Source organism: Streptomyces sp. NPDC107498, from assembly GCF_055582805.1.
In genome coordinates this window covers 32,613-56,927 of the sequence record NZ_JBVJPE010000022.1, presented here as the reverse complement: position 1 = coordinate 56,927, position 24,315 = coordinate 32,613, and the positions used below count along the sequence as shown (strand labels likewise).

Sequence of the window (24,315 nt, the reverse complement as noted above, 5' to 3'; positions counted from 1 at the left end):
CGCCCGGCTGTCGGGTGGGGGAAGGGGACGGCGGCGGCGAGGGTCTAGAGGGGGGTCACGTACGCGCCCGAGATGCCGCCGTCGACGAGGAAGTCGCTGGCGTTGACGAAGGAGGAGTCGTCGCTCGCGAGGAAGGCGACGGCGGCGGCGATCTCCTCGGCCTCGGCGAAACGGCCGACGGGGATGTGCACGAGGCGGCGCGCGGCCCGCTCGGGGTCCTTGGCGAAGAGCTCCTGGAGGAGCGGGGTGTTGACCGGCCCGGGGCACAGGGCGTTGACGCGGATGCCCTCGCGGGCGAACTGGACGCCCAGCTCGCGGGACATGGCGAGCACGCCGCCCTTGGAGGCCGTGTAGGAGATCTGGCTGGTGGCGGCGCCCATGACGGCGACGAAGGAGGCGGTGTTGATGATGGAGCCCTTGCCCTGGCGGCGCATGTAGGGCAGGGCGGCCTTGCAGCAGAGGTAGACGGAGGTGAGGTTGACGTCCTGGACGCGCTTCCAGGCCTCCAGGCCCGTCTCCAGGATGGAGTCGTCGTCGGGGGGCGAGATGCCGGCGTTGTTGAAGGCGATGTCGACGGAGCCGTAGGTGTCGAAGGCCGTCCTGAAGAGGGCTTCGACCTGCTCGGGGTCGGTGACGTCGACCTGCACGAAGGTGCCGCCGACCTCCTCCGCGGCGGCCTTGCCGGCGGTCTCGTCGATGTCGGCGCAGACGACGTTCGCGCCCTCGGAGGCGAGGCGGCGGGCGGTGGCGAGGCCGATGCCGCTGCCGGCTCCGGTGATGACGGCGGTGCGGCCGACCAGGCGGCGGCAGACGATCTCTTCGGTGCTCACAGTGCGGGGCCCTCCGTGCTGATGAAGACGTTCTTGGTTTCGGTGAAGGCGGTCAGGGCGTCGGGGCCGAGTTCGCGGCCGAGGCCGGACTGCTGGTAGCCCCCGAACGGGGTCCAGTAGCGGACGCTGGAGTGGGAGTTGACGGAGAGGTTGCCGGCCCGGACGGCGCGGGAGGCGCGCAGGGCGCGGCCGACGTCCCGGGTCCAGATCGAGCCGGAGAGGCCGTACTCGGTGGCGTTGGCGAGGCGGATCGCGTCGGCCTCGTCCTCGAAGGGGAGGACGACGGCGACGGGTCCGAAGATCTCCTCGACGGCGCAGGGGGCGTCCTCGGGGACGCCGGTGAGGACGGTCGGCGGGAACCAGAAGCCGGGGCCCTCGGGGGCCTTGCCCCGGATTCCCGCGAGGTCGTCGGTGACGTAGGAGCGGACGCGGTCGAGCTGGGCGCGGGAGATGAGCGGGCCCATCTGGGTGCGCTCGTCGGCGGGGTCGCCGACGACGATCTCCTCGACGGCGGGGGTGAGGAGCTCCAGGAAGCGGTCGTACGCGCTCCGCTGGACGAGGATGCGGGTGCGGGCGCAGCAGTCCTGGCCGCTGTTGTCGAGGAAGGACATCGGGGCCGCCGCCGCGGCGGCCTCCAGGTCCGCGTCGGCGAAGACGATGTTGGGGCTCTTGCCGCCGAGTTCGAGGGTGACCCGCTTCACCTGGTCGGCGCACTTCGCCATGATCGACTTGCCGACCCGGGTGGAGCCGGTGAAGACGATCTTGGCGATGCCGGGGTGCTCGACGAGGGCGTTCCCGGCGACGGGGCCGGTGCCGGGCAGGACCTGGAAGAGGCCGTCGGGGAGGCCCGCTTCGAGGGCGAGTTCGGCGAGGCGGAGCGCGGTGAGGGGGGTGGTCTCGGCCGGCTTGAGGAGGACCGCGTTGCCGGCGGCGAGGGCGGGCGCGGCGGCCCAGGCGGCGATCGGCATGGGGAAGTTCCAGGGGGCGATGACGCCGACGACCCCGAGCGGTTCGAGGATCGTGATGTCGAGGCCGCCGGCCACCGGGATCTGGCGGCCGTTGAGGCGCTCCACTCCCCCGGCGGCGAAGTCGAGGAGGTCGCGGACGTTGCCGGCCTCCCAGCGGGCGTTGCCGATGGTGTGGCCCGCCTCGGTGACCTCCAGGCGGGCCAGTTCCTCGATGTGGTCGTCGACGACGGCGGCGAAGCGGCGGAGCAACCGGGCCCGGTCGGCGGGCGCGGCGGCGGCCCAGCCGCGCTGGGCGGCGACGGCGCGGGTGACGGCGGCGTCGACGTCGGCGGGGGTGGCGGCGGGGACGGTGGCGACGACGTCCTCGGTCGCCGGGTTCAGTACCTGGAGCAACGCGGTCCTCTCAGTGGCGGCGAAGGAGCTCGGTGGCGGTGAGGGGGCTCAGTGGCGTTCGAAGGAGCGGCGCAGCTCCCAGTCGGTCACCGCGGCGTCGAAGGCGTCGAGTTCGACGCGGGCCATGTTGCGGTAGTGGGCGACGACCTCGGCGCCGAAGGCGGCCTTGGCGATCTCGCTGGTCTCCCAGAGTTCGGCGGCCTCGCGCAGGGTGGTGGGGACGTGCGCGTACTCGGCGGCGTACGCGTTCCCGGTGCAGGGCGGGGGCAGTTCGAGGCGCTGCTCGATGCCGTACAGGCCGGCGGCGACCAGGCCGGCGACGGCGAGGTAGGGGTTGACGTCGCCGCCGGGGAGGCGGTTCTCGAAGCGGGTGGAGCGGCCGTGGCCGACGACCCGGAGCGAGCAGGTGCGGTTGTCGTGGCCCCAGGCGACGGCGGTGGGCGCGAAGGAGCCGGGCTGGAACCGCTTGTAGGAGTTGACGTTCGGGGCGTAGAGGAGGGAGAAGTCGCGGAGGGCGGCGAGCTGTCCGGCGAGGAAGTGCCGCATGGTCCCGGACATGTGGTGCTCGTCGTCCCCGGCCATCACGTTCTCTCCGTCGGCGTTCTGGAGGGAGAGGTGGATGTGGCAGGAGTTGCCCTCGCGCTCGTTGTACTTCGCCATGAAGGTGAGCGAGAAGCCCTCCTGGGCGGCGATCTCCTTGGCGCCCGTCTTGTAGACGGCGTGCTGGTCGCAGGTGACGAGGGCCTCGTCGTACTTGAAGGCGATCTCGTGCTGGCCGGGGTTGCACTCGCCCTTGGCGGACTCGACGGTGAGTCCGGCGCCGGTCATCTCGTTGCGGATGCGGCGCAGGAGCGGTTCGATGCGTCCGGTGCCGAGGACGGAGTAGTCGATGTTGTACTGGTTGGCGGGGGTGAGGCCGCGGTAGTTCGCGTCCCAGGCCTGCTCGTAGCTGTCCTTGAAGACGATGAACTCGAGCTCGGTGCCGACGTGGGCGGTGAGGCCGAGCTCCGCGAGGCGCTCCAGCTGGCGCCGGAGGATCTGGCGGGGCGCGGCGACGACGGGGGTGCCGTCGGCCCAGGCGAGGTCGGCCGTCACCATGGCGGTGGCGTCGTTCCAGGGGAGGCGGCGGAGGGTGGTGAGGTCGGGGTGCATGGCGAAGTCGCCGTAGCCGCGGTCCCAGGAGGACATCTCGTAGCCGTCGACGGTGTTCATCTCGGTGTCGACGGCGAGGAGGTAGTTGCAGCCCTCGGTGCCGTGACCGAGGACCTCGTCCAGGAAGAACGGTGCGGCGAACCGCTTGCCCTGGAGTCTTCCCTGCATGTCGGGGAAGGCCAGGACGACGGTGTCGATCTCACCGCTCGCGACGAGGGCGCGCAGCTCCTCGACGGTGAGCGGGGGTGTGCGGTCTGCCACGGGATTGCTCCTCCTTCGGCCTGCCGGGAGCCATAAGGTATTGCGGAAGACCATTGCTTGGGAAGTGCTGGAGAAGGGAAAACGAGAACGTGTCCGGTACGAGTGGATCGGCGGACCGGCTGACGCCCGTGCTGCGGCCGGTGCGGGCGGGCAACGGGTTCGAGGAGGCCCTGGAGCAGATCCTCCAGGTGGTGCGGCTCGGCCTGGTGCCCGGCGGGGAGCGGCTGCCCGCCGAGCGGGAGCTGGCCGACCGGATGGGGATCAGCCGGGTCACCCTGCGCGAGGTCCTGAAGGTCCTCCAGGAGCAGGGGCTCGTGGAGAGCCGGCGCGGCCGGTACGGCGGCACGTTCGTGCTGCCCCGGGTCCAGACGGCCGACGAGGACGAGCTGCGCCGCCGGATCGCCACGGTCGACATGGAGGACACCCTGCGCTTCCGTGAGGTCCTGGAGGTGGGGGCCGCCGGCCTGTGCGCGGTCCACGGCCTCGACGCGGCGGGCACCGAGCGGCTGCGGTCGGCCCTCGCGGCGACCCATGACGCCCCGCTGGCCGACTACCGTCGCCAGGACACCCTGCTCCACCTCACGCTCGCGGAGCTCTCCGGCTCGCCGACGCTGACGGCCCGGTACGCCGCCGTCCGGGCGACGGTGAACGACCTCCTGGACTGCATCCCCCTGCTCGTGCGGAATCTGGAGCACTCCCAGCACCAGCACACCGCCCTGGTGGAGGCGGTCCTCGACGGGGACGCGGACGCGGCGCGCGAGGTGATGCGGGAGCACTGCGCGGGCACGGCGGCGCTGCTGCGGGGCTTCCTGACGTGACCGGGGAGCGGACGGCGGCGTGACCCGAAAGTAACGCACGGGGGTTGCGCTTCCCCGTCGGCCACCGCAAAGGTATGGCTCCGATCCATTGGGCCCGTTGCGGGGAGCTGACGCTGCCATGACGCTGGAAGACACCACGCCGACGAAGGACGACTACCTGGAGCGCCGCGCGCTGCGCCGCGGCAGCGCCGGCTGGCTGCTGCTGACCGGCCTCGGCGTGGCGTACGTCGTGTCCGGGGACTTCTCCGGCTGGAACATCGGCCTGTCGAAGGGCGGCTTCGGCGGACTCGCCGTCGCCACCGTCCTGATGGGCGCGATGTACGCCTGTCTGGTCTTCGCGCTCGCCGAGCTCTCCGCCATCCTGCCCACCGCGGGCGGCGGCTACGGCTTCGCCCGCCGGGCGCTCGGCACCTGGGGCGGCTTCCTCACCGGCACCGCGATCCTCATCGAGTACGTCCTCGCCCCGGCCGCGATCTCGATCTTCATCGGCGACTACGTGGAGTCCCTCGGACTCTTCGGCCTGGAGTCGGGCTGGCCGGTCTACCTGGTCTGCTTCGCGCTCTTCATCGGCATCCACCTGTGGGGCGTGGGCGAGGCGCTGCGCTTCAGCCTGATCGTGACGGCGATCGCGGTCGCGGCCCTGGTCGTCTTCGCGCTCGGCGCGTTCACGGACTTCCACGTGGACGGCCTGAACGACATCCCGGTCGACGGGAAGGCCTTCGGGTCGAACTCGTGGCTGCCCTTCGGACTGCTCGGGATCTGGGCCGCGTTCCCCTTCGGCATGTGGTTCTTCCTCGGCGTCGAGGGCGTGCCGCTCGCCGCCGAGGAGGCCAAGGACCCGGTGCGGTCGATGCCGAGGGCGCTCGCGATCTCGATGGGGATCCTGGTGCTGCTCGCCGTCCTGACCTTCTTCGCCACCACCGGGGCGCGCGGCGCGGCCGCCGTCCAGGAGGCGGGCAATCCGCTGGTCGTGGCGCTCCAGGGCGACGGGGAGCCGACGGCGCTCAGCCGCTTCGTGAACTACGCGGGCCTCGCGGGCCTGGTCGCCTCCTTCTTCTCCCTCATCTACGCCGGTTCGCGCCAGCTGTTCGCCCTCTCCCGGGCGGGCTACCTGCCCCGGTTCCTCTCCCTGACCAGCCGCCGCAAGTCGCCGTACCTGGGGCTCCTCATCCCGGGCGCCCTCGGCTTCGCGCTCGCCGCCGGGACCGGGAACGGCGCGCGGATGCTGAACATCGCGGTCTTCGGCGCCACCATCTCGTACGCCCTTATGGCGCTCTCCCACATCGTGCTGCGCCGCCGCGAGCCGGGGCTGCACCGGCCGTACCGCACGCCCGGCGGGATCGTGACCTCGTCGGTGGCCTTCGTCCTGGCCCTGTCGGCGCTGGTCGCGACCTTCCTGGTGGACCGGACGGCGGCCTTCATGGCGCTCGGGGCGTACGTGATCGCCCTCGCCTACTTCGCGTTCTACAGTCGGCACCGTCTGGTGGCCAGGGCGCCCGAGGAGGAGTTCGCGGCGCTCGCCGCGGCCGAGGCCGAACTCGAACGCGACTGATGCCCCTTCCCTTCCTGGAGGACGTTCCGTGACCAAGCCGCTCATCGGCGTGACCACCTACCTGGACCAGGCGCGCTGGGGCGTGTGGGACATGACCGCCGCACTGCTTCCGGCCCGGTACCCGCGTCTCGTGCGGGAGTGCGGCGGGCTCGCGGTCATGCTGCCGCCGGGCGGCCCCGAGGACGCGGCGGCGGTCGTGGCCCGGCTCGACGGGCTCGTCGTCGCGGGCGGCGCGGACGTCGAGCCCGTACGGTACGGGGCCGAGCCCGACCCCCGCACCGGCCCGCCGGCCCGCGCCCGGGACACCTGGGAGCTGGCCCTGATCGACGCGGCCCTGGCCTCCGGCACTCCCCTGCTCGGCATCTGCCGGGGCATGCAGCTCCTGAACGTGGCGCTCGGCGGCACGCTGGTCCAGCACCTGGACGGGCACGTGGAGGCGGTCGGCGTGATCGGCCGGCACGCGGTGAAGCCGGTGCCGGGCACGCGGTACGCCTCGCTGGTGCCCGAGCTCGCCGAGGTCCCGACCTACCACCACCAGGCCGTCGACCGGCTCGGCACGGGGCTCACGGCCTCGGCGTACGCGGAGGACGGCACGGTGGAGGCGGTGGAACTGGCCGCGCCGGCCTGGGCGCTCGGGGTGCAGTGGCACCCGGAGATGGGCGAGGACCTGAGGGTGATGCGGGGACTGGTGGTGGAGGCGGCGGCCCGGTAGCGGGCCGGCGGGTCCGTCGGAAGGGGGGCGGGGCGGCCGGGGCGGGCTCCGGTCGCCGCGCGGCTCAGGGGGCCGGGGTGGTCGCCGCGCGACTCAGGGGGCCGGGGTGGTCGCCGCGATCGCGCGGCGCCCCAGCACCGCGTACAGCACGGCGGAGACCGCCATGCCGACCGGCAGGGAGAGGTCCATGCCGCCGAGGGCGGCGGCGACCGGTCCGGTGTAGAGGGTGTTCACGCAGAGGGCGGCGGCGGCCACGCCCGTCAGCAGGGAGACGGCTCCCGCCGGGTTGACCCCGCCGGTGAACCAGAAGGGGCTGCCGGGGGTCTCGTCCGAGAGCGCGACGCCGTCGTACCGGTTGCGGCGCAGGACGACGTCCGTCGCGTACACGGCCATGAGCGGCCCGATCAGGACGGTGATCACCTGGAGGGCGTTGCTGACGGTGTCGAGGAAGTGGGAGACGAGCAGCCCGTAGAGGGTGAGGCCCACCGCGACGGCGCCGTCGAAGAGGACGCTGACGGTGCGGCGGATGCGCAGGCCGACGGCCTGGAGGGCGAGGCCCGCGCTGTAGGCGGTGAGGGCGTTGACGGAGATCGTGCCCAGGACCAGGGACAGCAGGAAGACCGGCGTGAACCAGCCGGGCAGGATCTCCTGGAGCGCGTTCTGGGGGTCCGTCATGTCGACGGCCGTCGCGGCGAACGCGCCCAGCGTGCAGACGACGACGCTCGGCACGAAGGAACCGAGCGCGGTCCAGCCCGCGACGGCCCTCGGCGAGGCCGTACGGGGCAGGTAGCGGGAGAAGTCGGCGCTCGTGGTGTACGAGAGCGGGCCCGAGGCGACCATCGCCGTGCCCGCGACGAGGACCGCCCACAGGTCCGTGCCGGTCAGCGACTCGGCGGGGACGTACGAGAAGTCGGCGTGCTCGAAGACCGCCAGCCCGACGACGGCGAAGGAGCCGGCCAGGGCCAGGGTGATCGGCAGGTACAGCCTGACGATCAGGCCGTGCCCGTACACGCTGATGCCGAGGGTGAACGCGGCGATGACGACGATGACGACGACCTTCACCGGGGTGTTCGCCGTGACGCCGGCCTTCTCGACCAGGGCGAAGGCGGCGGTCGCGGCGGCGGCCAGGTTGAGGGCGAAGTAGCAGACGGAGACGAGCCAGCCGCCGATCGCGTTGTTCACGCGGTTGCCGAGGACGCCGTAGAGGGCACGGGTGATGACCTCGCTGGGCGCACCCGCGGCGGGGCCCGGGGCGGCGACCAGGCCGGTGAGCACGCTGAAGAGGTTGCCGACGACGATCACGGCGAGCGACTGCCAGAGGGTCAGCCCCATCAGGACCAGGGCGCCGCCGACGACGAGGCTGAGGTAGTTGACGCTGGCGGCGGCCCAGACGGCGAACAGCTCGCGCGGGTGGCCGTGGCGCTCCGCGTCGGAGATGTGGTCGATGCCGTGGGCCTCGATGCGGCCGGGCCGGTCGGCCGGCGGAGCGACCTCGGCGCGGGCGGCGCCGGGGTCGGGGAGCGTGGAAGCCATGCGGCCCTCCGGATGCGTGTGGTGCCCACCTGGTTGCTTATTGGTCGCACACTCAATAGCATCGCCGGTATGCCGTCAAGCGTCCAGCGCAAGAGAATTCGGAAAACTCCCGAGGCCCGTAGGGCGGAGATCGTGGAGACCGCGGCCCGCGTCGCCCTGACCGAGGGCCTGGAGTGCGTCACGCTCCGGCGCATCGCCGACGAGCTCGCCGTGCGACCCGGTCTGATCAGCCACTACTTCCCCTCGGCGGAGGAGCTGGTGGCCGAGGCCTTCAGCGTCGCCTCCACCGGCGAGCTCGACGCCCTGCTGCCCGCCGACCGTCCCGACGGGACCCCCGCGCAGTACCTCGCGCGCTACTTCGCCCTCTCGGCCGGAGAGGCGTACGACGACATCAGCCGCCTGTGGATCAACGCCCGGCACCTCAGCCGCTACCGGCCCGTGCTCCGCGACCGGGTCGCCGAACAGGAGCTCGCCTCCGACGACCGCCTCGAAGGACTCATCCGGGAGGGCGTCGAGCGCGGTGAGTTCCGCACGGACGACCCGCGCGCGGCGGCCATCCAGATCCTGGTGGTCCTCGACGGCCTCGGCGCCCACGCCAACACCGACCGCAGCAACCGCCCGGAGGCGGTGACCCGGCTGCCGGTGACGACGGCGGAACGGGAACTCGGGCTGCCGTACGGCGCCCTGACCGACGTACGACTGCCGGGGGAACCGGCCGGACCGCACTGACGGGCGGAGACCGCCGCGCCGACCGCCGCACCCCCGAAGGCCCCGCCGACGAGCGGTGCCGGGGCCGGCGCCGGACCGCTCCCGCCGGGCCGCGCTTCCGCCCGCGGCCTCCCCCCGGCCGCGCCGCCACCCGCAACCCGCCACCCGCCACCCGCCACCCGCCCACCGACCTCACCCCCCGCCCCCCGCCCTCCGCCTTCCGCCCCCCGCCACCCCGACCGCCTCCGCACTCTTCCTGGAGCCACCGTGCGCACCCGACTCGTCCTGCACTCCGCCCGTCTGCTCGACCCCGGCACGGGGGCGTTCCTGACGGAGACCGCGCTCGCCGCCTCCGACGACGGCTGGATCTCCGCCCTGGGCGACGACCGCGAGGTCCGGGCGCTGGCCGGTCCGGCGACGACCGTCGTCGACCTCAAGGGGGCGGTCGTCACCCCCGGCTTCGTCGACGGCCACCTGCACCCCGTCTCCGGCGCCGAACTCACCCACGGACTCGACCTGTCGTACTGCGCCGACCTCGACGACGTGCGGGAGGCGCTGGCGCGCGAGGTGCGGTCCCTCGACCGCGGCCGGTGGCTCTTCGGCTGGGGTCTGGACCCGAACGTCTTCGGCGACCGGCCCGTCGGCACCGCCCCCTTCGACGCGGTGCTCGACGGGGTGCCGGCCTTCCTGCTGCTCTTCGACGCGCACTCGGCCCTGGCCAGCCGCCGGGCGCTCGAACTCGCCGGGGTCGACGGCCCCCGCACCTTCGACCAGGCCTCGGCCGAGGTCGTCTGCGACGCCGACGGACGCCCGACGGGTCTGCTCCAGGAGGACGCCGCCTGCGAGCTGGTCGAGCGGGTCGCCCCCCGGCCGACGCGCGAGGAGAGCCGGCAGCGGCTCGCGGCGGCGCTGCGCTCCATGGCGGCGGCGGGCCTCACCGGCGGTCACGCCATGGACGCCAACGGCGACAGCCTCGCCCTGTACGGGGAGCTCGACGCGGCCGGCGAGCTGCCGCTGCGGCTCCGGGTCGCGCCCTGGTGCCAGCCGGGCACCGACGCCGACGGCGTGCGCGCGCTGATCGATCAGCAGGGCACGGGCGGGGAGCTGTGGCGGGTCGCCGGCGTGAAGCTCTTCATGGACGGGACGATCGACAACGGCACGGCGTGGCTGGAGCGGCCGGACTGCCACGGCGAGTCCACCCACGCGTTCTGGCCCGATCCCGAGGCGTACACCCGGATCGTCGGGGAGCTGCACCGGGCGGGCGTGGCCACCGCGACGCACGCCATCGGCGACGCGGCCGTACGGCACGTCCTGGACTCCGTCGAGAAGGCGCGGGCGGAGGGGGGCGGCGGGGTACGGCACCGGGTCGAGCACATCGAGACGGTGCCGGACGACACGCTGCGCCGCTTCGCGGAGCTGGGCGTCCTGGCGTCGATGCAGCCCACGCACTGCTGCGACTTCACGCGCGCCGACCACACCGACAACTGGTCGCGGCGCCTGGGCGAGGAGCGCGCCGCGCGCGCGTGGCGCTGCCGCGACCTGTCGGACTCGGGCGCGACCGTGGTCCTCGGCTCGGACTGGCCGATCGCGCCGTTCCCGCCGCTGGGCGTGATGGCGGGGGCACGGCACCGGCGCCCGAGCCGCGACCTCGACCGGGCGCCGCACGGGCCGGAGCAGGCGCTCACGCCGCTGGAGGCGCTGCGGGGCATGACGACGGCGCCGGCGTACGCGGCGGGCGAGGAGCACGAGGCGGGCCGTCTGGCGGTCGGCCACCGCGCGGACCTGACGGCCCTGGGGGCCGACCCGCTGACGACCCCGGCGACGGAACTCCCGGACGTCCCGGTCCGCCTGACGACGGTGGCGGGACGGGTGACGTTCCGCGCGACGAACCTCTGACGCCCCCGGGTGGGCCCGCGCCCGGCTGGGCGGTGCCCTTCCGCCCCCGCCCGTGTGGGCAATCGTCCCGCAGGGCGAGGGGGTCCCCCCTGCTCGAGCGGAACGATTGCCCACAACGGGGGTGGGCGGGCGCAGCCCGCAATGGGGTGCGGGGGCGCCGCCCCGGGGTTGCTCGTCGCGGGGCGGCAGGGGGTGGTCGGGGCCGATCAGGGGGCGGTCTTCGCCGGCTCGGTGACCCTCACGGGTTCCGTACCGGCCGCACTGTGCCGTTCGGCCCACGCCTCCAGGGCCGTACGGCAGGCGTGGTCGAGGTGGTGCAGGCCGGAGACGTCGACCACGATCGGCCGGTCCTGGGGCAGCGCCTCCAGGCTGTCGAGTATCTTCGGCAGCCGCAGGAAGGTCGCGTTGCCCGACAGGTGCGCCTGGAGCGGGCCCGCGCCCTTGTCGACGACCTCCAGTCTGACGTGCGACGTCTCCCAGGCGGTCTTGGCCACGGACAGGGCCAGTCCGATCAGCACGCCTTCGAACATGTTCACGGTGACGATCGCAACGGCCGTCGCCACCAGGATCAGCGCCTCGCCCCGGTGTCCCCGCCACAGCGCCGCGACCCCGCGGAACGGGATCAGCTTCCAGCCCGCGTGGACCAGGATGCCGGCGAGCGCGGGCAGCGGGATCAGCGCCAGCGCCCCCGGCAGCAGCGCCGCGAACAGCAGCAGCCACACGCCGTGCAGGACCCGGGACGCCCTGGTCTTCGCGCCCGCCGCCACGTTGGCGGAACTGCGGACGATGACCGCGGTCATCGGCAGGGCCCCGAGCACACCGCAGACCGCGTTGCCCGCGCCCTGCGCCATGAGCTCCTTGTCGTACTGGGTGCGCGGACCGTCGTGCAGCCGGTCCACCGCGGCGGCGCTGAACAGGCTCTCGGCGGAGGCGATCAGGGTGAAGGCGAGGACCGTGCCCAGGACGGCCGGGTCGGCCAGCTCGCCGAGGGCGCCGGCGCCGGGCAGCCGGACGGAACCGATCAGGCCGTTCACCTCGACGGTGGCCACCGGCAGGCCGAACGCCCGGGTGACCGCCGTCGCGAGGAACACCGCGGCGAGCGCGCCCGGCACGCTCCGCACCCGCTTCGGCAGGTGCTTCCACCCCACCATCACGACCACGGTGCCCGCGCCGACCGCGAGCGAGGTCGGCGCCGCGGTGCCGCCGAAGGCGCCGAGGACGGCCCCGGGCAACTCCAGGATCTTGTCGACGCCGGAGGCGGGGGCCTTCAGGCCGGCCGCCGCGTACAGCTGACCGGCGATGATCACCAGACCGATGCCGGCCAGCATGCCCTCGACGACGGCGACGGAGATCGCCCGGAACCAGCGACCCAGCCTCAGGGCGCCCATGGCCAGTTGGAGCACCCCGGCGGCGAGGACGATCACACCGAGCGTGGCGAGCCCGAACTCGGTGACGGCCTCGAGGACCAGCACGGTCAGCCCCGCCGCCGGTCCGGACACCTGCAGGCTGCTGCCCCGCAGGAGCCCGGTGACGATGCCGCCCACGACGCCGGTGACGAGTCCGAGCTCGGCCGGGACGCCCGAGGCGACGGCGACGCCGACGCACAGGGGGAGGGCGACGAGGAACACGACGAGCGAGGCGGCGAAGTCCTGGCGTAAGTAAGGGAAGTTGGTCATGTCGGCCCCCTCACGGCGTTTCGGGGGCGTCGGTGTCCGCACGGTGCTCGCGTGCGGCTCCGGTGGGGACCTCGTGATACCGGCCGTGCAGGCCGAGCCGCCCGGCCGCGAGGCCCTCGCGGCCACGGGGGTGGGAGCGCAGCCGCAGCGGCTGCGTCGGGACGTGGTGCTCGGGTGACCGGTCTTCGGCCGGCCGGGCGAACTCCTCGGGCCGCCGTCCGGACGTACGCGCGTGGTCGGTGAGGGGGTGCATGGCGTGGTGGCTCCTCCTGGCGCGTCGTGGTGACGCGTCGGGTGTGCGGGGCAGGTGTGTGCGTGTGCGGGGGCAGGACTGCTCAGCAGCGGAACACCTGGAGCGCGGCCGTGGAGCGGAGGCCCGGTGATCGCGTCGGGGAGGGGCCCGCGGCGCCGCGCGTGGCCGGCCGGGGCGTGATCGAGGCGGAGCGCGGCGGCGACGGGCGTGCGGACGCGGCCGGTCCGTCGGCGGTGCGGTGGCGGTCGCGCGTGCGCGGAGGACCGATCGGGTCTCCCGGCGGCTCGGCGTCCCGACGGGTGACCACCTCGTCGTGCGGGGTCGTCCCGGAGGGCTTCGTTCCGAACGGCGCCTCGGCCACGACGTGCCGGGGCGTGTGTGCGGCCGCGAAGGAGGCGGTGGTGAGCAGCTGGAGGACGACGAGGACGACGGCGAGAGTCGAAAGCCCCGCCCGGGCCGTCATTGCTCGGTGCATATGCCTCCCCCAGGACGACGTACCGGGTCTAGGGATCACCAAGGGTTGGTCAACGATCAGTCAAGGAGACGATAACGCAGCGAAGTCGTGCGCAGGGCCGACCGAACGCCACGGGCGGAAGCGAGCCCGAAAACCGGAGAATATTTGACGCGCACCGGCCCTTGAACACCGCACGTCGTTCGTGTATGGGCAAAGCCTCCCGGAGTGCCGGTCGTCGAGACCCCTACCCCCGCGTCAACGACAGCAGGTCCCGGGCCGGGCCCGTCGGGCGGTGGCCCGTCGGCCACACGGCCCGCAGGTCGCGGCGGAGCAGCACCCCCTCCACCGGGATCGCCACCAACCGCCGCGACGCCAGTTCCTCCGTGATCGCGAGCTCGCTCAGGACCGCTGGCCCCGCCCCGCTCACCGCCGCCGCCTTCACCGCGGTCGTGGAGGCGAGTTCGAGGAGCGGCTGCGCGAGGCCGCCGTGCGCGGAGAGCGCCGCGTCGAGGACCTGTCGGGTGCCCGAGCCGCGTTCCCGCAGGACCAGCGGGGTCGCGGCCAGCTCCGCCGGGTCGAGCGGGCTCCGGCGCCGGGCCCACGGGTGGGAGGGCGCGGCGACGACCGCGAGCCGGTCGTGCGAGACGACGACGCCGTCGAGGCCGTCCGGCACCGCGAGCCCCTCGACGAAGCCGACGTCCGCCTCGCCCGAGAGGAGGCGCTCCGCGACGGCCGCCGAGTTCCCGGCCTGGAGCGACACGGCGGTGTCGGGGCGCTCGGCGCGCAGCGCGATCAGCCAGCCCGGCAGCAGGTATTCGGCGATCGTCATGGACGCGGCCACCCGCAGCCGCGAGTCCCGCCGCCCGCGCAGCGCCTGCGCCCCCGCGTCGAAGGCCTCGGCGGCCTCCACGACGCGCCGCGCCCAGTCGGTGACGAGGGCGCCGGCGTCGGTGAGCCGGGAGCCGCGCGGCGAGCGGTCGAGCAGGGCCACGCCGAGCTGCCGTTCCATCGAGCGGACGCGGCTGCTGGCGGCGGGCTGGGTGATGCCGACCTCGCGGGCGGCCGCGCCGAGGCTCCCGTGCCGGGCGACGGCGAGGAGGAGTTCGAGCGCGCCGAGGTCCGGGACCCGGTGGGAGAGGCCCCGGTGGAAGAAGGGGGTCGGCGTCCGGCCCGGCTCGCTGGTCATAAGGTCAGGTTATGGCCTCATAGCCACAGCGTCCCTGGTGGGGGCCGTTCCGGCGCGAAACGATCGGGACATGGCAAGCCTCGCACCTTCCCGCCCCACCCTTCGCGCCACCACCCCCGGCGCCCGGGCGACCCGTTCCGTCCGTCACCTCGGACCCCACTGGTACGCCTCCGTGATGGGGACGGCCATCGTCGCCAACGCGGGCGCCGCCCTCCCGCTGGACGTCCCCGGCCTCCGTACGGCCTGCGCCGCGGTCTGGGCGCTGTCCCTCGCGATGCTGCTCGTCCTGGTCGCCGCCCGCGCCGCCCACTGGGCCCGGCACCGGGACCGGGCCCGCGCCCACCTGATGGACCCGGCGATGGCGCCGTTCTACGGCTGCGCGGCGATGGCGCTGCTCGCGGTCGGCGGCGGGGCGTTGATCGTGGGCCGGGACTGGATCGGGCTCCCCGCGGCCGTCGCCCTCGACGCCGTCCTGTTCACCGTCGGCACGGTGGTCGGCCTGGTGGCCGCGGTGGGCGTCCCGTACCTCATGGTGGTGCACCACCGGATCGAGAGCGCGTCGCCGGTGTGGCTGCTGCCGGTGGTCGCCCCCATGGTGTCCGCAGCGCTCGGCCCGCTGCTCGTGCCCCGTCTGCCCGCCGGGCAGGCGCAACAGACCCTGCTCATCGGCTGCTACGCGCTGTTCGGCGTCAGCCTGCTCGCCACCCTGGTCATGCTGCCGCTGGTCTTCGGACGGCTCGTCACCGGCGGCCCGCTGCCGCTCGCGCTCACCCCCACCCTCTTCCTGGTGCTCGGCCCGCTGGGCCAGTCGACGACCGCCGCGAACAAGTTCGCCGACACGGCCGCGGGCGTGCTGCCCGCCCCGTACGCCCACGGCTTCGCCGCCTTCGCCGTCCTCTACGGGGTCCCCGTGATGGGCTTCGCGCTGCTGTGGCTGGCGCTCGCCGGGGCGATGGTGCTGCGGGCGCGGCGGCGGGGCATGGGCTTCGCGATGACCTTCTGGGCGTTCACCTTCCCGGTCGGGACCTGTGTGACCGGTGCCGAGGGCCTGGCCGGGCACACCGGGCTGGCCGCGTTCCGGTGGCTGGCGATCGCCCTGTACGCGTTCCTCGTGGCGGCCTGGCTGGTGGCCGGTCTCCACACCCTGCGCGGGCTGTTCAGCGGTGCGCTGCTCGCAGGGCCCGGGTCAACGCCCGCGGAGCCTCGGCCAGTGACGGCCCGTACCAGGTGAGCATGCGCCCGTCGACGAGGGCGGCGGCGGTCCCGGGGAAGGCCTCGGGGCCGTCCTCGCGCGTGAAGCGGTAGGGCTCGTCCGGCAGGACGACGAGATCGGGGCCGGCGGCACGCAGTTCGTCGAGCGGGACGCGCGGATAGCGCTCGGGGTGGTCGGCGTACAGGTTCCGGACGCCGAGGCGGGCGAGCAGGTCGCCCGCGAAGGTGTCACGGCCGACGACCATCCAGGGCCGACGCCAGATCGGCACGACGGCGGTGGCCGGTTCGAGGGCCTCGACGGCCTCCCAGGCGGTCTCCGCCTCGTCGAGCCAGCGCGGCCGGGGCGCGCCGCAGGCGGCGAGGACCCGTTCCAGTTCCCGCAGCGCCTGGTCGAGGGTGCGGATCTCGGTGACCAGGACGTCGAGTCCGGCGGCCCGCAGGGCGGCGAGGTCGGGGGCGCGGTTCTCCTCCTCGTTGGCGATGACGAGGTCGGGCCGGAGCGCGGCGATCGCCGCGACGTCGGGGTTCTTCGTGCCGCCGATGCGGACGGCGTCGAGTCCGGCGGGGTGGCTGCACCAGTCGGTCGCGCCGACGAGGACGCCGGGGGCGGTGACGGCGACGGCCTCGGTGAGGGAGGGCACCAGGGAGACGACTCTCATCGGGACGCGACCCTCACTCCACCTCGGCCTCGACGTGGTCGCCGACGGCGACGACGAGGAGGCGGGTGCCGGGCTCGGTGGCGCGCCAGCGGTGTCGTACGCCGCCGGAGAGGTAGAGCGTGTCGCCGCGGCCGAGCCGGTGTGCGCGCCCTTCGGCCTCGACCTCGGCGGCGCCGTCGGCCACGTAGAGGAGTTCGTCGTTCCGGTGCTGGAACTCGCGGCCCGCGTCCTGCTCGCCGGTGAACTCCAGGGCGTGCAGCTGGTGGCGGCCGCGGACCAGCGCCCGGACGCCCGGGGGCAGGCCGGGCGAGCGGTCCCCGGACCGTACGACGTCGACGGTGCGGGAGGCCTCGGCGGCGGCGAGGAGTTCGCCGGCCGTGGTCTCCAGGGCCTCGGCGACGAGGTCGAGGGAGCGGCGGCTGGGGCGGGCGCGATCGTTCTCGACCTGGCTGAGGAAGGGCACGGAGAGGCCGCTGCGGGAGGCGACGACGGCCAGGGTCAGCTGGAGTGCTCTGCGGCGCCTCTTGACGGCCGCGCCCACGCGGGGGGCTTCCTTCTCGTCCACGTCGGCTCCCTCCCTCTGCTCGTACCGGTCGGTTACCTGAACCTTACGCAGCTTTGGGGCGGGGTTTCGCGTCGTGCCGAAAAGGGGTGGTCGCCGAACACGTTCGGCGACCACCCCTTTTCGGACGGCGAGCGGAGGGCCTACTGCGGGGTGAGCTTCTCCGCGAGGCCCGGGTTCCGGTCCAGCCAGGTGCGGACGGCCTGCTGCTCCTTGCCCTTGCCGGTCTCCTGGATGACGGCCTCCAGACCCGTGAGCTGCTTCTCGGTCAGCGAGAAGTCCTTCAGCCAGGCGCCGACCTCGGGGTTCTCGGCGGCGAACCCCTTGCGGGCGAGGGTGTGGACGCCGTCGCCCTTGCCCCAGGAGCCCTTGGGGTCGTCGAGCTTCTTCAGGTCGTGGGCGGAGTAGGCCCAGTGCGGCGACCAGAGGGTGACGACGACCGGTTCCTTGCGGTCGTACGCGCGCTTCAGCTCGGCGAGCATGCCGGGCGTGGAGCCGTCGACGACCTTGTACTCGCCCTCCAGGCCGTAGTCCTTGAGGACCTTGTCCTTGAGGATGCCCATCATTCCGGCGCTGGGCTCGATGCCCACGATCCGGCCCTTGAACCGTCCTGCCTTGCCCTTGAGGTCGGCGAGGGAGTCGACGCCCTTCACGTACGAGGGGACGGAGAGCTCCAGGGAGGTGGGGCCGTACCAGGAGCCGAGGTCCTCCAGCTTGTTCTGGTACTTCTTCCAGTACTGGGCGTGGGTGACGGGGAGCCAGGAGTCGGTCTGGAAGTCGAGCTGCCCGCCCGCGAGGCCGGTGTAGAGGGCGCCGGCCTCCAGCTGCTTGGTCTCGACCTCGTAGCCGCGGCGCTCCAGGAGCTCCTTCCAGAGGTACGTGGAGGCGATGCCCTCGTCCCAGGGGATGTAGCCGATGCTGACCTTCTTGCCGTGGCCGCCGTTCGGGCCCGAGGCGGAGGCCTCGTCGCCGGAGCCGCCGAGGAAGCCCATGCCGCCGGCGGCGAGGGCGAGGACGACGACGCCGACGAGGGCGGTGACGGGCTGCGGGCGGTGGGCCCAGATCTTGGCGCCGTACCGCTTGGCGCTCAGCGCGGCGCGGGTCTTGGCGACGGCGCGGCGACCCAGCGGGGAGACCTGGCGGCCGAGCGCGCCGGTCATCCGGTCCAGGTACATGGCGAGGACGACGATGGAGACGCCGGCCTCGAAGCCGAGGCCGATGTCGACGTTGCCGATGGCGCGGTAGACGGCGCCGCCGAGCCCGCCGCCGCCGACCATGCCGGCGATGACGACCATGGAGAGGCCGAGCATGATGACCTGGTTGACGCCGGCCATGATGGTCGGCAGGGCGAGCGGCAGCTGCACGCGCAGCAGCGTGTTGCGCGGGGTGGTGCCGAACGCCTCGGCGGCCTCGACGAGTTCGCCGTCGACCTGGCGGATGCCGAGTTCGGTCATGCGCACGCCCGGGGGCAGTGCGAAGACGATGGTGGCGATGATGCCGGGGACCACGCCGACGCCGAAGAAGATGATGCCGGGGATGAGGTAGACCATCGCCGGCATGGTCTGCATGAAGTCGAGGACGGGCTGCAGGACGGCGCTGACGTTCTTCGAGCGGGCCGCCCAGATGCCGAGCGGTACGGCGATCACCAGGGTGACGAGGGTGGCGACGAGGACGAGGGAGAGCGTCGCCATGGCCTCGTCCCACAGCTGGACCGAGTCGACGAGCGCGAAACCTGCGAAGGCGAGCACTCCGGCGGCGAGGCCGCGCAGCCACCAGGCGACGACGGCGAGGAGGCCGGCGAAGAGCAGCGGCTGGGGGGCGGACAGGACGGCGTCGATGCCGTCGTAGAGGCCGGTGACGCCGGTGGTGACGGCGTCGAAGAGCCAGGAGAACTGGGCCTGGAGCCAGTCGACGGAGCTGTCGACCCACTGGCCGAGGGGGAGCCTAGGCACCGGCGGTCACCTCCCGGGGCTCGGCGTGCGGGACGTTCGTCGCGGCGACACCGCCCATGACGGCGAGGAGGCGTTCCGTCGGTACGACTCCGAGGACGGAGCCGTCGGCGTCCTCGACGGTCACCGGGTGCGGGGCCAGGGCGGCGACGGCGCACAGGTCGGCGACGAGGGTGTCGGGGCCGACGGCCCGGCAGGAGCAGTCGTCGGAGCAGTCGGCGGGCGCGGCGTCGGTCATGACGGCGCCGGCGGTGAGCACCCGGGAGCGGTCGACGTCCTGGATGAAGGAGGCGACGTAGTCGTCGGCGGGGCGGACGAGGATGTCCTCGGCCGTGCCGAGCTGGACGATCCTGCCGTCGCGCATGACGGCGATCCGGTCGCCGAGGCGCATGGCCTCGTTGAGGTCGTGGGTGATGAAGACGATGGTCTTCTTCAGCCGCTGCTGGAGCACGAGGAGCTGGTCCTGCATGTCGCGGCGGATCAGCGGGTCGAGCGCGCTGAAGGACTCGTCCATCAGGAGCAGGTCGGCGTCGGTGGCGAGCGCGCGGGCCAGGCCGACGCGCTGCTGCATGCCGCCGGAGAGCTCGTCGGGCCAGGACTTCTCCCAGCCGGCGAGGCCGCACAGTTCGAGGGCCTCGGCGGCGCGGGTCTCGCGCTCGGCACGGGGCACGCCCTGGACCTCCAGGCCGTATGCGGCGTTCTCCAGGACGTTTCGGTGCGGGAACAGAGCGAAGTGCTGGAAGACCATGCTGATCTTGGTGGAGCGGACCGCGCGCAGCTCACGGGGGGAGAGCGCGGTGAGGTCGTGGCCGTCGTAGAGGACGCGCCCCGCGGTGGGTTCGAGCAGGCCGTTCAGCATGCGGAGGAGGGTGGACTTCCCGGAGCCGGACAGGCCCATCACGACGAAGATCTGACCGGGTTCGACGGTGAATCCCGCGTCGACGACGGCTGCGGTCGTTCCTTCGGCGCGCAGCTCCTCGCGGTCGGCGCCGGCGGCGAGCCTGCGGACGGCTTCGTCGGGTCGTCTGCCGAACACCTTGAACAGGTGGTCGGCCTGGAGCCTGGACACATACACCTCACGGGTAGCAATGAAGAACGGCCCCCACCACCCCCGCGTGGCTGGGCCGTGGAGCGGGCGGGATCGGCCCGCGGACCCGTCGCGTACGGGGATCCTTTTCGTTGAATCCCGTACCGGGCTCCGCTCCGGGCTCGCGCATGCCCCGCTTCACCGGGTGCAAACGCAAAGGTGACGGGGGTCACGCACACACCGGCGACCTCACCCCGCGCGCGGGCCGGGGAGCCCTGTCGGTGGGGTGCGGCATGATCGGGGGGTGACGCGACGCCTGATGCTCCTCGACACCGCCAGCCTCTACTTCCGCGCGTACTTCGGCGTGCCCGACTCCGTCCGGGCACCGGACGGCACCCCGGTGAACGCCGTGCGCGGGCTGCTCGACTTCATCACCCGGCTCGTCCAGGACCACCGCCCCGACGATCTGGTCGCCTGCTGGGACGAGGACTGGCGGCCGCAGTGGCGGGTGGACCTGATCCCCTCGTACAAGGCGCACCGGGTGGCCGTGGAGACGGAGACGGGCCCGGACGCGGAGGAGATCCCGGACACGCTGTCCCCGCAGGTGCCGGTGATCGAGGAGGTCCTGGCCGCGCTCGGCATCGCGCGGGTCGGGGCGGCGGGGTACGAGGCGGACGACGTGATCGGGACGCTGACGGGCCGCGCCGGCGGCCCCGTGGACATCGTCACCGGGGACCGCGACCTGTTCCAGCTGGTGGACGACGCCCGGAGCGTCCGCGTGCTGTACCCGCGCAAGGGCGTCGGCGACTGCGACCTGGTGGACGCGGAGCTGATCCGCACGAAGTACGGGGTGCGGCCCGATCAGTACGCGGACTTCGCGGCGCTGCGCGGGGACACGAGCGACGGGCTGCCCGGCGTGAAGGGCATCGGCGAGAAGACGGCGGCGCAGCTGATCACGGAGTACGGGGACCTGGCGGGCGTCCGGGCGGCGGCGGAGGACCCGGCGTCGAGGCTGACGCCGGCGAAGCGGCGCGGGATCGTCGAGGCGGCCGCGTACCTGGACGTGGCGCCGACGGTGGTGCGGGTCGCCGCCGACGTGGCGCTCCCGGAGTTCGACCCGGCCCTGCCGACCGCTCCCCGCGATCCGGAGGCCCTCGACGCACTGGTGAAGCGCTGGGGCCTGGGCGGCGCGGTGGGGCGTCTGCTCCCGGTCCTGGAGCGCTGACGGGAGGGCCCGGCTGCTTTCCGGGCCCTCGGGAGGCGGGGCCGTTCGGTCCGCGTAGGGCTTCTCCTGCCGGAAAGTGCTAGCTTAGGCATACCTAAGTACGCAGAGTCAGGAGAGCCCGTCGTGGCAGAGCAGCCGGCCCGCAAGGCACCGAAGGCCACCGAAGCGCGCGTGGTGCACACCGAGCGGATCACTCCGCACATGGTGCGGGTCGTGCTGGGCGGGCCCGGGCTCGACGGCTTCGCGGCGGACACCTACACCGACCACTACGTGAAGCTGCTGTTCGCCCCGGAGGGCGTCGCCTATCCGGAGCCGTTCGACATGGAGCGGATCCGGGCGGAGTTCCCCCGGGAGCAGTGGCCGACGACGCGGACGTACACCGTACGGGCGTGGGACCCGGTCCACCGCGAGCTGACCATCGACTTCGTGGTCCACGGCGACGAGGGCCTGGCGGGCCCCTGGGCGGCGCGCGCCCGGGCGGGCGAGACGGTGCGCTTCCTCGGACCCGGCGGCGGCTACGCGCCGGACCCGGCGGCGGACTGGCACCTGCTCGTGGGCGACGAGAGCGCGCTCCCGGCGATCGCCGCGGCCCTGGAGGGGCTGCCCGAGGGAGCGAGGGCGCACGTCCTGATCGAGGTCGCGGACGCGGCCGAGGAGCAGAAGCTCGCGGCGGGGACGGGCGTCGACGTCACGTGGCTGCACCGGGGCGACCGCCCGACGGGCGAGGCGCTGGTCGAGGCGGTCACGGCCCTGGACTTCCCGGCGGGCGACGTGCACGCCTTCGTCCACGGCGAGGCGGGCTCCGTGAAGGAGCTGCGCCGCCACCTGCGGCTCGACCGGGGCGTGGCGCGGGAGCGCCTGTCGATCTCGGGCTACTGGCGCCTGGGCAAGTCGGACGAGGCCTGGCGCGCGATCAAGCGCGAGTGGAACGACCAGGTGGAGCGCGAGCAGGAGAGCTGAGCGGAGGGGCCCGGGGCGACGAAAGCCCCGGGCCCCTTCGTCACTCCGCTCCCCCGCTCCTCGCTTCCCCGCTCTCCGCTCCCCCGCTCCCCACTCCTCCGCCCTCCGCTCCCCCGCTCTCCGTCGCCCGGCCGAACGTGCGGCCGAACATGCGGTCCGAGGCGTTCATCTGGGCCAGGCGCCGCAGCGCGGAGAAGACCGCGTCGCCGAGGACGGTGCCGACGACCGCGCTCTCCACGAGCTCCTCCCGCGCCACATGGCGCGCCACGTAGTCCAGGTCGGCCCGCGCCACCCCCTCCGCCGCGTCCGCGTACGCGTCCAGGACTTCGACGAACCGGCCGTGCCCGAGTTCCTCGAGCGCCACGAGGGCCGTCGCGAGGGCGTCCGACGCCGGGCTCGAAGGGTCGGCGTGCCAGCCCCGCGCCTCGATCAGCCCGGCGACCGCCTTTCGCGCCTCCTCGACGCCGTCTCCGGGTTCGCGCGCGTAGCGCGGCACCAGAGGGTCGGTCGCCGCGCCCAACACGTCGTGCACCGGCCGCTCAGGGTCGTCGACCGCCGTGACCACCCCGCGGATCGCCGCCACCGACAGGCCGCCCACGTCGAGCAGCGCCCGGATCAGGCGGAGCCGCTGCACGTGCGCCTCTCCGTACGACGCCTGGTTCGGGCTCGTCAGCTCCCCGGCCGGCAGCAGCCCCTCCCGTACGTAGAACTTGATCGTCGGCACCGACACCCCGGTCCTGCGACTCAACTCTCCGATGCGCACAGCGCGTTCACCTTCCAGATCCCTCTCCGGCCTTGCCGACCGACACCTTCATCATAGATAGTGGCGCTATCAGATAGTGGCGAGTGCCACTATCCATACTTTCCCACGGGGGATCCGTATGTCTTCGTCGAACCCACGCGCCCACGTCACCCCGCCTCCCCCACTCCACCGCCCCCTGGTCTGGTTCACCGCCTCGATGGTCGTCCTCGCCCTCGTCTCCGCCGTCGGCATCGTCGTCGACGACCGGATGCTGGTCGGCGTCCCCATCTGGACCAAACCGTTCAAGTTCTCGGTCTCGTTCATCGCCTACGCCCTCTCACTGGCCTGGATGCTCTCGCTGCTCCCCCACGGCCGACGGGCCGGCTGGTGGGCCGGGACGGTGGTCGCCGTCACCGGCGCCGTCGAAATGGTGCTCATCACCCTCCAGGTGGTCCGCGGCACCCAGAGCCACTTCAACCGGGCGACCCCCTTCGACAGCACCGTCTTCCAACTCATGGGCGGCACCGTCGCCGTGCTGTGGTTGAGCGCCCTGGTCATCGCGGTGCTGCTGCTCCGCGCCCGGATCCTCGACCGGGCGACGGCCTGGGCCGTCCGGCTGTCCTCCCTGATCGCCCTGGCGGGCGCGGCCGTCGGCTTCCTGATGGTCCGTCCGACACCGGAGCAACTGGCCGTCGACGACGCGCCGATCATCGGCGCCCACGGCGTCGGCGTCCCGGACGGCGGCCCGTCGATGCCGCTCACGGGTTGGGCGACCACCGGCGGCGACCTGCGCATCGCCCACTTCTTCGGCATGCACGCGCTCCAGCTGCTCCCGCTGCTGCTGATCGCCCTCACCGCCCTCGCCGCGCGCTCCGCCCGTTTCCCCGGCCTCGCCCGCCTGGTCGACGAGCGGGTCCGGCTGCGCCTCACGCTCACCGCCTCGGCGGCGTACGCGGCGACCTTCGCCCTGCTGACCCGGCAGGCACTGCGCGGTCAGGCGCTCCTGTCACCGGACGCCACGACGCTCACCGGCGCGGGAGCCATCGCCCTGCTCGGCGCAACGGCCACGGCACTCTCCCTCCGCACCACCGCCTCCCCCGTCCCCACGAAGAGGGTCCCGGCGGAGAGGGTCCCGGCGTGACCGGCTTCCTCTTCGAGCTGACGTTCCTCCTCGCGGCGCCCGTCTGGCTGCTCATGATCTTCGCGCCGCGTTGGCGGGGCACGGAACGACTGGCTGCCTCGCCACTGACCGTCCTGCCGATCCTGGTTGTCTGGGCGGTGCTCGCCGCCCCCGTCCTGCCCGAACTGTGGGCCGCGGTCGGCACCCCCGACCTCGACTCCTTCCGCGACCTCACCGCCCTCGCGAACGGTGCCGGCGCCCTCTGGGCCCAGGTCATCGCCTGGGACCTCCTCCTCGGCCAGTGGATGTACCGCGAGGCCCGCCGCCTCTCGGTCCCCCCGCTCCTGATGGCCCCCCTGCTCCTCCTGACCGTCCTTCTCTCCCCCCTCGGCCTCCCCCTGTTCCTGGCCGTCCGCGCGATCTGGACGACCAGGAGCGGGCGGCGGACGGTACTCGCTCCGGCGTGA

Annotated in this window: 23 protein-coding genes; 10 read left to right on the top strand and 13 right to left on the bottom strand. The window is 73.5% G+C overall.

Features of this window, described 5'->3' with window-relative positions; all coding sequences use genetic code 11:
• Positions 1-44: 44 nt before the first annotated feature.
• Genes ACZ66Z_RS30085 through ACZ66Z_RS30075 form a run of 3 tightly spaced genes read right to left on the bottom strand, consistent with a single transcriptional unit; the run spans position 45 to position 3,604 of the window.
• Positions 45-830, bottom strand: coding sequence for a 3-oxoacyl-ACP reductase (locus tag ACZ66Z_RS30085; RefSeq protein ID WP_469938537.1), 786 nt, complete (start codon positions 828-830; stop codon positions 45-47).
• The gene (locus ACZ66Z_RS30080; RefSeq protein WP_469938535.1) at positions 827-2,191 is read right to left on the bottom strand and encodes an aldehyde dehydrogenase family protein; all 1,365 of its coding nucleotides are present in this window, start codon (positions 2,189-2,191) and stop codon (positions 827-829) included. Before ACZ66Z_RS30080 ends, ACZ66Z_RS30085 begins: the two co-directional genes overlap by 4 nt.
• 48 nt (positions 2,192-2,239) lie before the next feature.
• Positions 2,240-3,604, bottom strand: coding sequence for a glutamine synthetase family protein (locus ACZ66Z_RS30075; protein ID WP_469938534.1), 1,365 nt, complete (start codon positions 3,602-3,604; stop codon positions 2,240-2,242).
• An 89-nt stretch (positions 3,605-3,693) separates the two neighbouring features.
• Between ACZ66Z_RS30075 and ACZ66Z_RS30070 the strand changes: the two genes are divergently transcribed.
• The 3 genes from ACZ66Z_RS30070 to ACZ66Z_RS30060 all read left to right on the top strand — a co-directional run bounded on the left by ACZ66Z_RS30070 (position 3,694) and on the right by ACZ66Z_RS30060 (position 6,686).
• Positions 3,694-4,422, top strand: a complete 729-nt coding sequence (locus ACZ66Z_RS30070; RefSeq protein WP_469938532.1) for a FadR/GntR family transcriptional regulator — start codon at positions 3,694-3,696, stop codon at positions 4,420-4,422.
• Positions 4,423-4,540: 118 nt separating this feature from the next.
• Complete coding sequence (eat, locus tag ACZ66Z_RS30065) at positions 4,541-5,974, top strand: ethanolamine permease (protein WP_469938530.1); 1,434 nt, start codon at positions 4,541-4,543, stop codon at positions 5,972-5,974.
• A 28-nt stretch (positions 5,975-6,002) separates the two neighbouring features.
• Complete coding sequence (locus ACZ66Z_RS30060) at positions 6,003-6,686, top strand: gamma-glutamyl-gamma-aminobutyrate hydrolase family protein (protein ID WP_469938529.1); 684 nt, start codon at positions 6,003-6,005, stop codon at positions 6,684-6,686.
• Positions 6,687-6,779: 93 nt separating this feature from the next.
• Here the strand turns inward: ACZ66Z_RS30060 and ACZ66Z_RS30055 are convergent, their stop codons facing one another.
• Positions 6,780-8,219, bottom strand: coding sequence for a purine-cytosine permease family protein (locus ACZ66Z_RS30055; RefSeq protein ID WP_469938528.1), 1,440 nt, complete (start codon positions 8,217-8,219; stop codon positions 6,780-6,782).
• Positions 8,220-8,288: 69 nt separating this feature from the next.
• Here ACZ66Z_RS30055 and ACZ66Z_RS30050 point away from each other — a divergent pair, with 69 nt between their 5' ends.
• A complete protein-coding gene (locus ACZ66Z_RS30050; RefSeq protein ID WP_469938527.1) occupies positions 8,289-8,948 on the top strand; it encodes a TetR/AcrR family transcriptional regulator in 660 nt (219 codons plus the stop codon).
• 246 nt (positions 8,949-9,194) lie between these two features.
• A complete protein-coding gene (locus ACZ66Z_RS30045) occupies positions 9,195-10,823 on the top strand; it encodes an amidohydrolase (protein WP_469938525.1) in 1,629 nt (542 codons plus the stop codon).
• Between the two features lie 206 nt (positions 10,824-11,029).
• On the opposite strand, the gene ACZ66Z_RS30040 is transcribed toward ACZ66Z_RS30045, so the two are convergent.
• From ACZ66Z_RS30040 to ACZ66Z_RS30025, 4 genes are all read right to left on the bottom strand, one after another.
• On the bottom strand, positions 11,030-12,499 hold the full coding sequence (locus ACZ66Z_RS30040; protein ID WP_469938524.1) for a SulP family inorganic anion transporter: 1,470 nt from the start codon (positions 12,497-12,499) through the stop codon (positions 11,030-11,032).
• Between the two features lie 10 nt (positions 12,500-12,509).
• Positions 12,510-12,752 (bottom strand): hypothetical protein, encoded by a 243-nt coding sequence (locus tag ACZ66Z_RS30035; RefSeq protein ID WP_469938523.1) that lies wholly within the window; start codon positions 12,750-12,752, stop codon positions 12,510-12,512.
• An 82-nt stretch (positions 12,753-12,834) separates the two neighbouring features.
• Positions 12,835-13,215, bottom strand: a complete 381-nt coding sequence (locus ACZ66Z_RS30030) for a hypothetical protein (RefSeq protein WP_469938522.1) — start codon at positions 13,213-13,215, stop codon at positions 12,835-12,837.
• A gap of 235 nt (positions 13,216-13,450) precedes the next feature.
• Complete coding sequence (locus ACZ66Z_RS30025) at positions 13,451-14,392, bottom strand: LysR family transcriptional regulator (RefSeq protein ID WP_469938520.1); 942 nt, start codon at positions 14,390-14,392, stop codon at positions 13,451-13,453.
• A 70-nt stretch (positions 14,393-14,462) separates the two neighbouring features.
• Here ACZ66Z_RS30025 and ACZ66Z_RS30020 point away from each other — a divergent pair, with 70 nt between their 5' ends.
• A complete protein-coding gene (locus ACZ66Z_RS30020) occupies positions 14,463-15,623 on the top strand; it encodes a TDT family transporter (RefSeq protein WP_469938518.1) in 1,161 nt (386 codons plus the stop codon).
• On the opposite strand, the gene ACZ66Z_RS30015 is transcribed toward ACZ66Z_RS30020, so the two are convergent.
• The 4 genes from ACZ66Z_RS30015 to ACZ66Z_RS30000 form a co-directional block, all read right to left on the bottom strand.
• A complete protein-coding gene (locus ACZ66Z_RS30015; protein WP_469938517.1) occupies positions 15,550-16,263 on the bottom strand; it encodes a helical backbone metal receptor in 714 nt (237 codons plus the stop codon). The two genes, ACZ66Z_RS30020 and ACZ66Z_RS30015, sit on opposite strands and share 74 nt — an antisense overlap.
• Positions 16,264-16,276: 13 nt before the next feature.
• Complete coding sequence (locus tag ACZ66Z_RS30010) at positions 16,277-16,828, bottom strand: helix-turn-helix domain-containing protein (RefSeq protein ID WP_469938516.1); 552 nt, start codon at positions 16,826-16,828, stop codon at positions 16,277-16,279.
• Between the two features lie 140 nt (positions 16,829-16,968).
• Positions 16,969-18,777 carry an ABC transporter permease/substrate binding protein gene (locus ACZ66Z_RS30005; protein WP_469938515.1) on the bottom strand — a complete coding sequence of 603 codons (1,809 nt, stop codon included), beginning with the start codon at positions 18,775-18,777 and terminating at the stop codon, positions 16,969-16,971.
• A complete protein-coding gene (locus tag ACZ66Z_RS30000; protein WP_469938514.1) occupies positions 18,770-19,843 on the bottom strand; it encodes a quaternary amine ABC transporter ATP-binding protein in 1,074 nt (357 codons plus the stop codon). Before ACZ66Z_RS30000 ends, ACZ66Z_RS30005 begins: the two co-directional genes overlap by 8 nt.
• Before the next feature lie 277 nt (positions 19,844-20,120).
• Between ACZ66Z_RS30000 and ACZ66Z_RS29995 the strand changes: the two genes are divergently transcribed.
• The gene (locus ACZ66Z_RS29995) at positions 20,121-21,026 is read left to right on the top strand and encodes a 5'-3' exonuclease (protein WP_469938592.1); all 906 of its coding nucleotides are present in this window, start codon (positions 20,121-20,123) and stop codon (positions 21,024-21,026) included.
• Between the two features lie 123 nt (positions 21,027-21,149).
• Positions 21,150-21,986, top strand: coding sequence for a siderophore-interacting protein (locus ACZ66Z_RS29990; RefSeq protein ID WP_469938513.1), 837 nt, complete (start codon positions 21,150-21,152; stop codon positions 21,984-21,986).
• A 40-nt stretch (positions 21,987-22,026) separates the two neighbouring features.
• On the opposite strand, the gene ACZ66Z_RS29985 is transcribed toward ACZ66Z_RS29990, so the two are convergent.
• Complete coding sequence (locus ACZ66Z_RS29985) at positions 22,027-22,749, bottom strand: MerR family transcriptional regulator (protein WP_469938512.1); 723 nt, start codon at positions 22,747-22,749, stop codon at positions 22,027-22,029.
• A gap of 196 nt (positions 22,750-22,945) precedes the next feature.
• Between ACZ66Z_RS29985 and ACZ66Z_RS29980 the strand changes: the two genes are divergently transcribed.
• Together ACZ66Z_RS29980 and ACZ66Z_RS29975 are read left to right on the top strand one after the other, a co-directional pair.
• Entirely contained in the window at positions 22,946-23,869 is a 924-nt protein-coding gene (locus ACZ66Z_RS29980; RefSeq protein ID WP_469938590.1) for a hypothetical protein, read from the top strand.
• Positions 23,866-24,315: an ABA4-like family protein gene (locus tag ACZ66Z_RS29975; RefSeq protein ID WP_469938510.1), complete on the top strand. Its 450-nt coding sequence runs from the start codon at positions 23,866-23,868 to the stop codon at positions 24,313-24,315. Before ACZ66Z_RS29980 ends, ACZ66Z_RS29975 begins: the two co-directional genes overlap by 4 nt.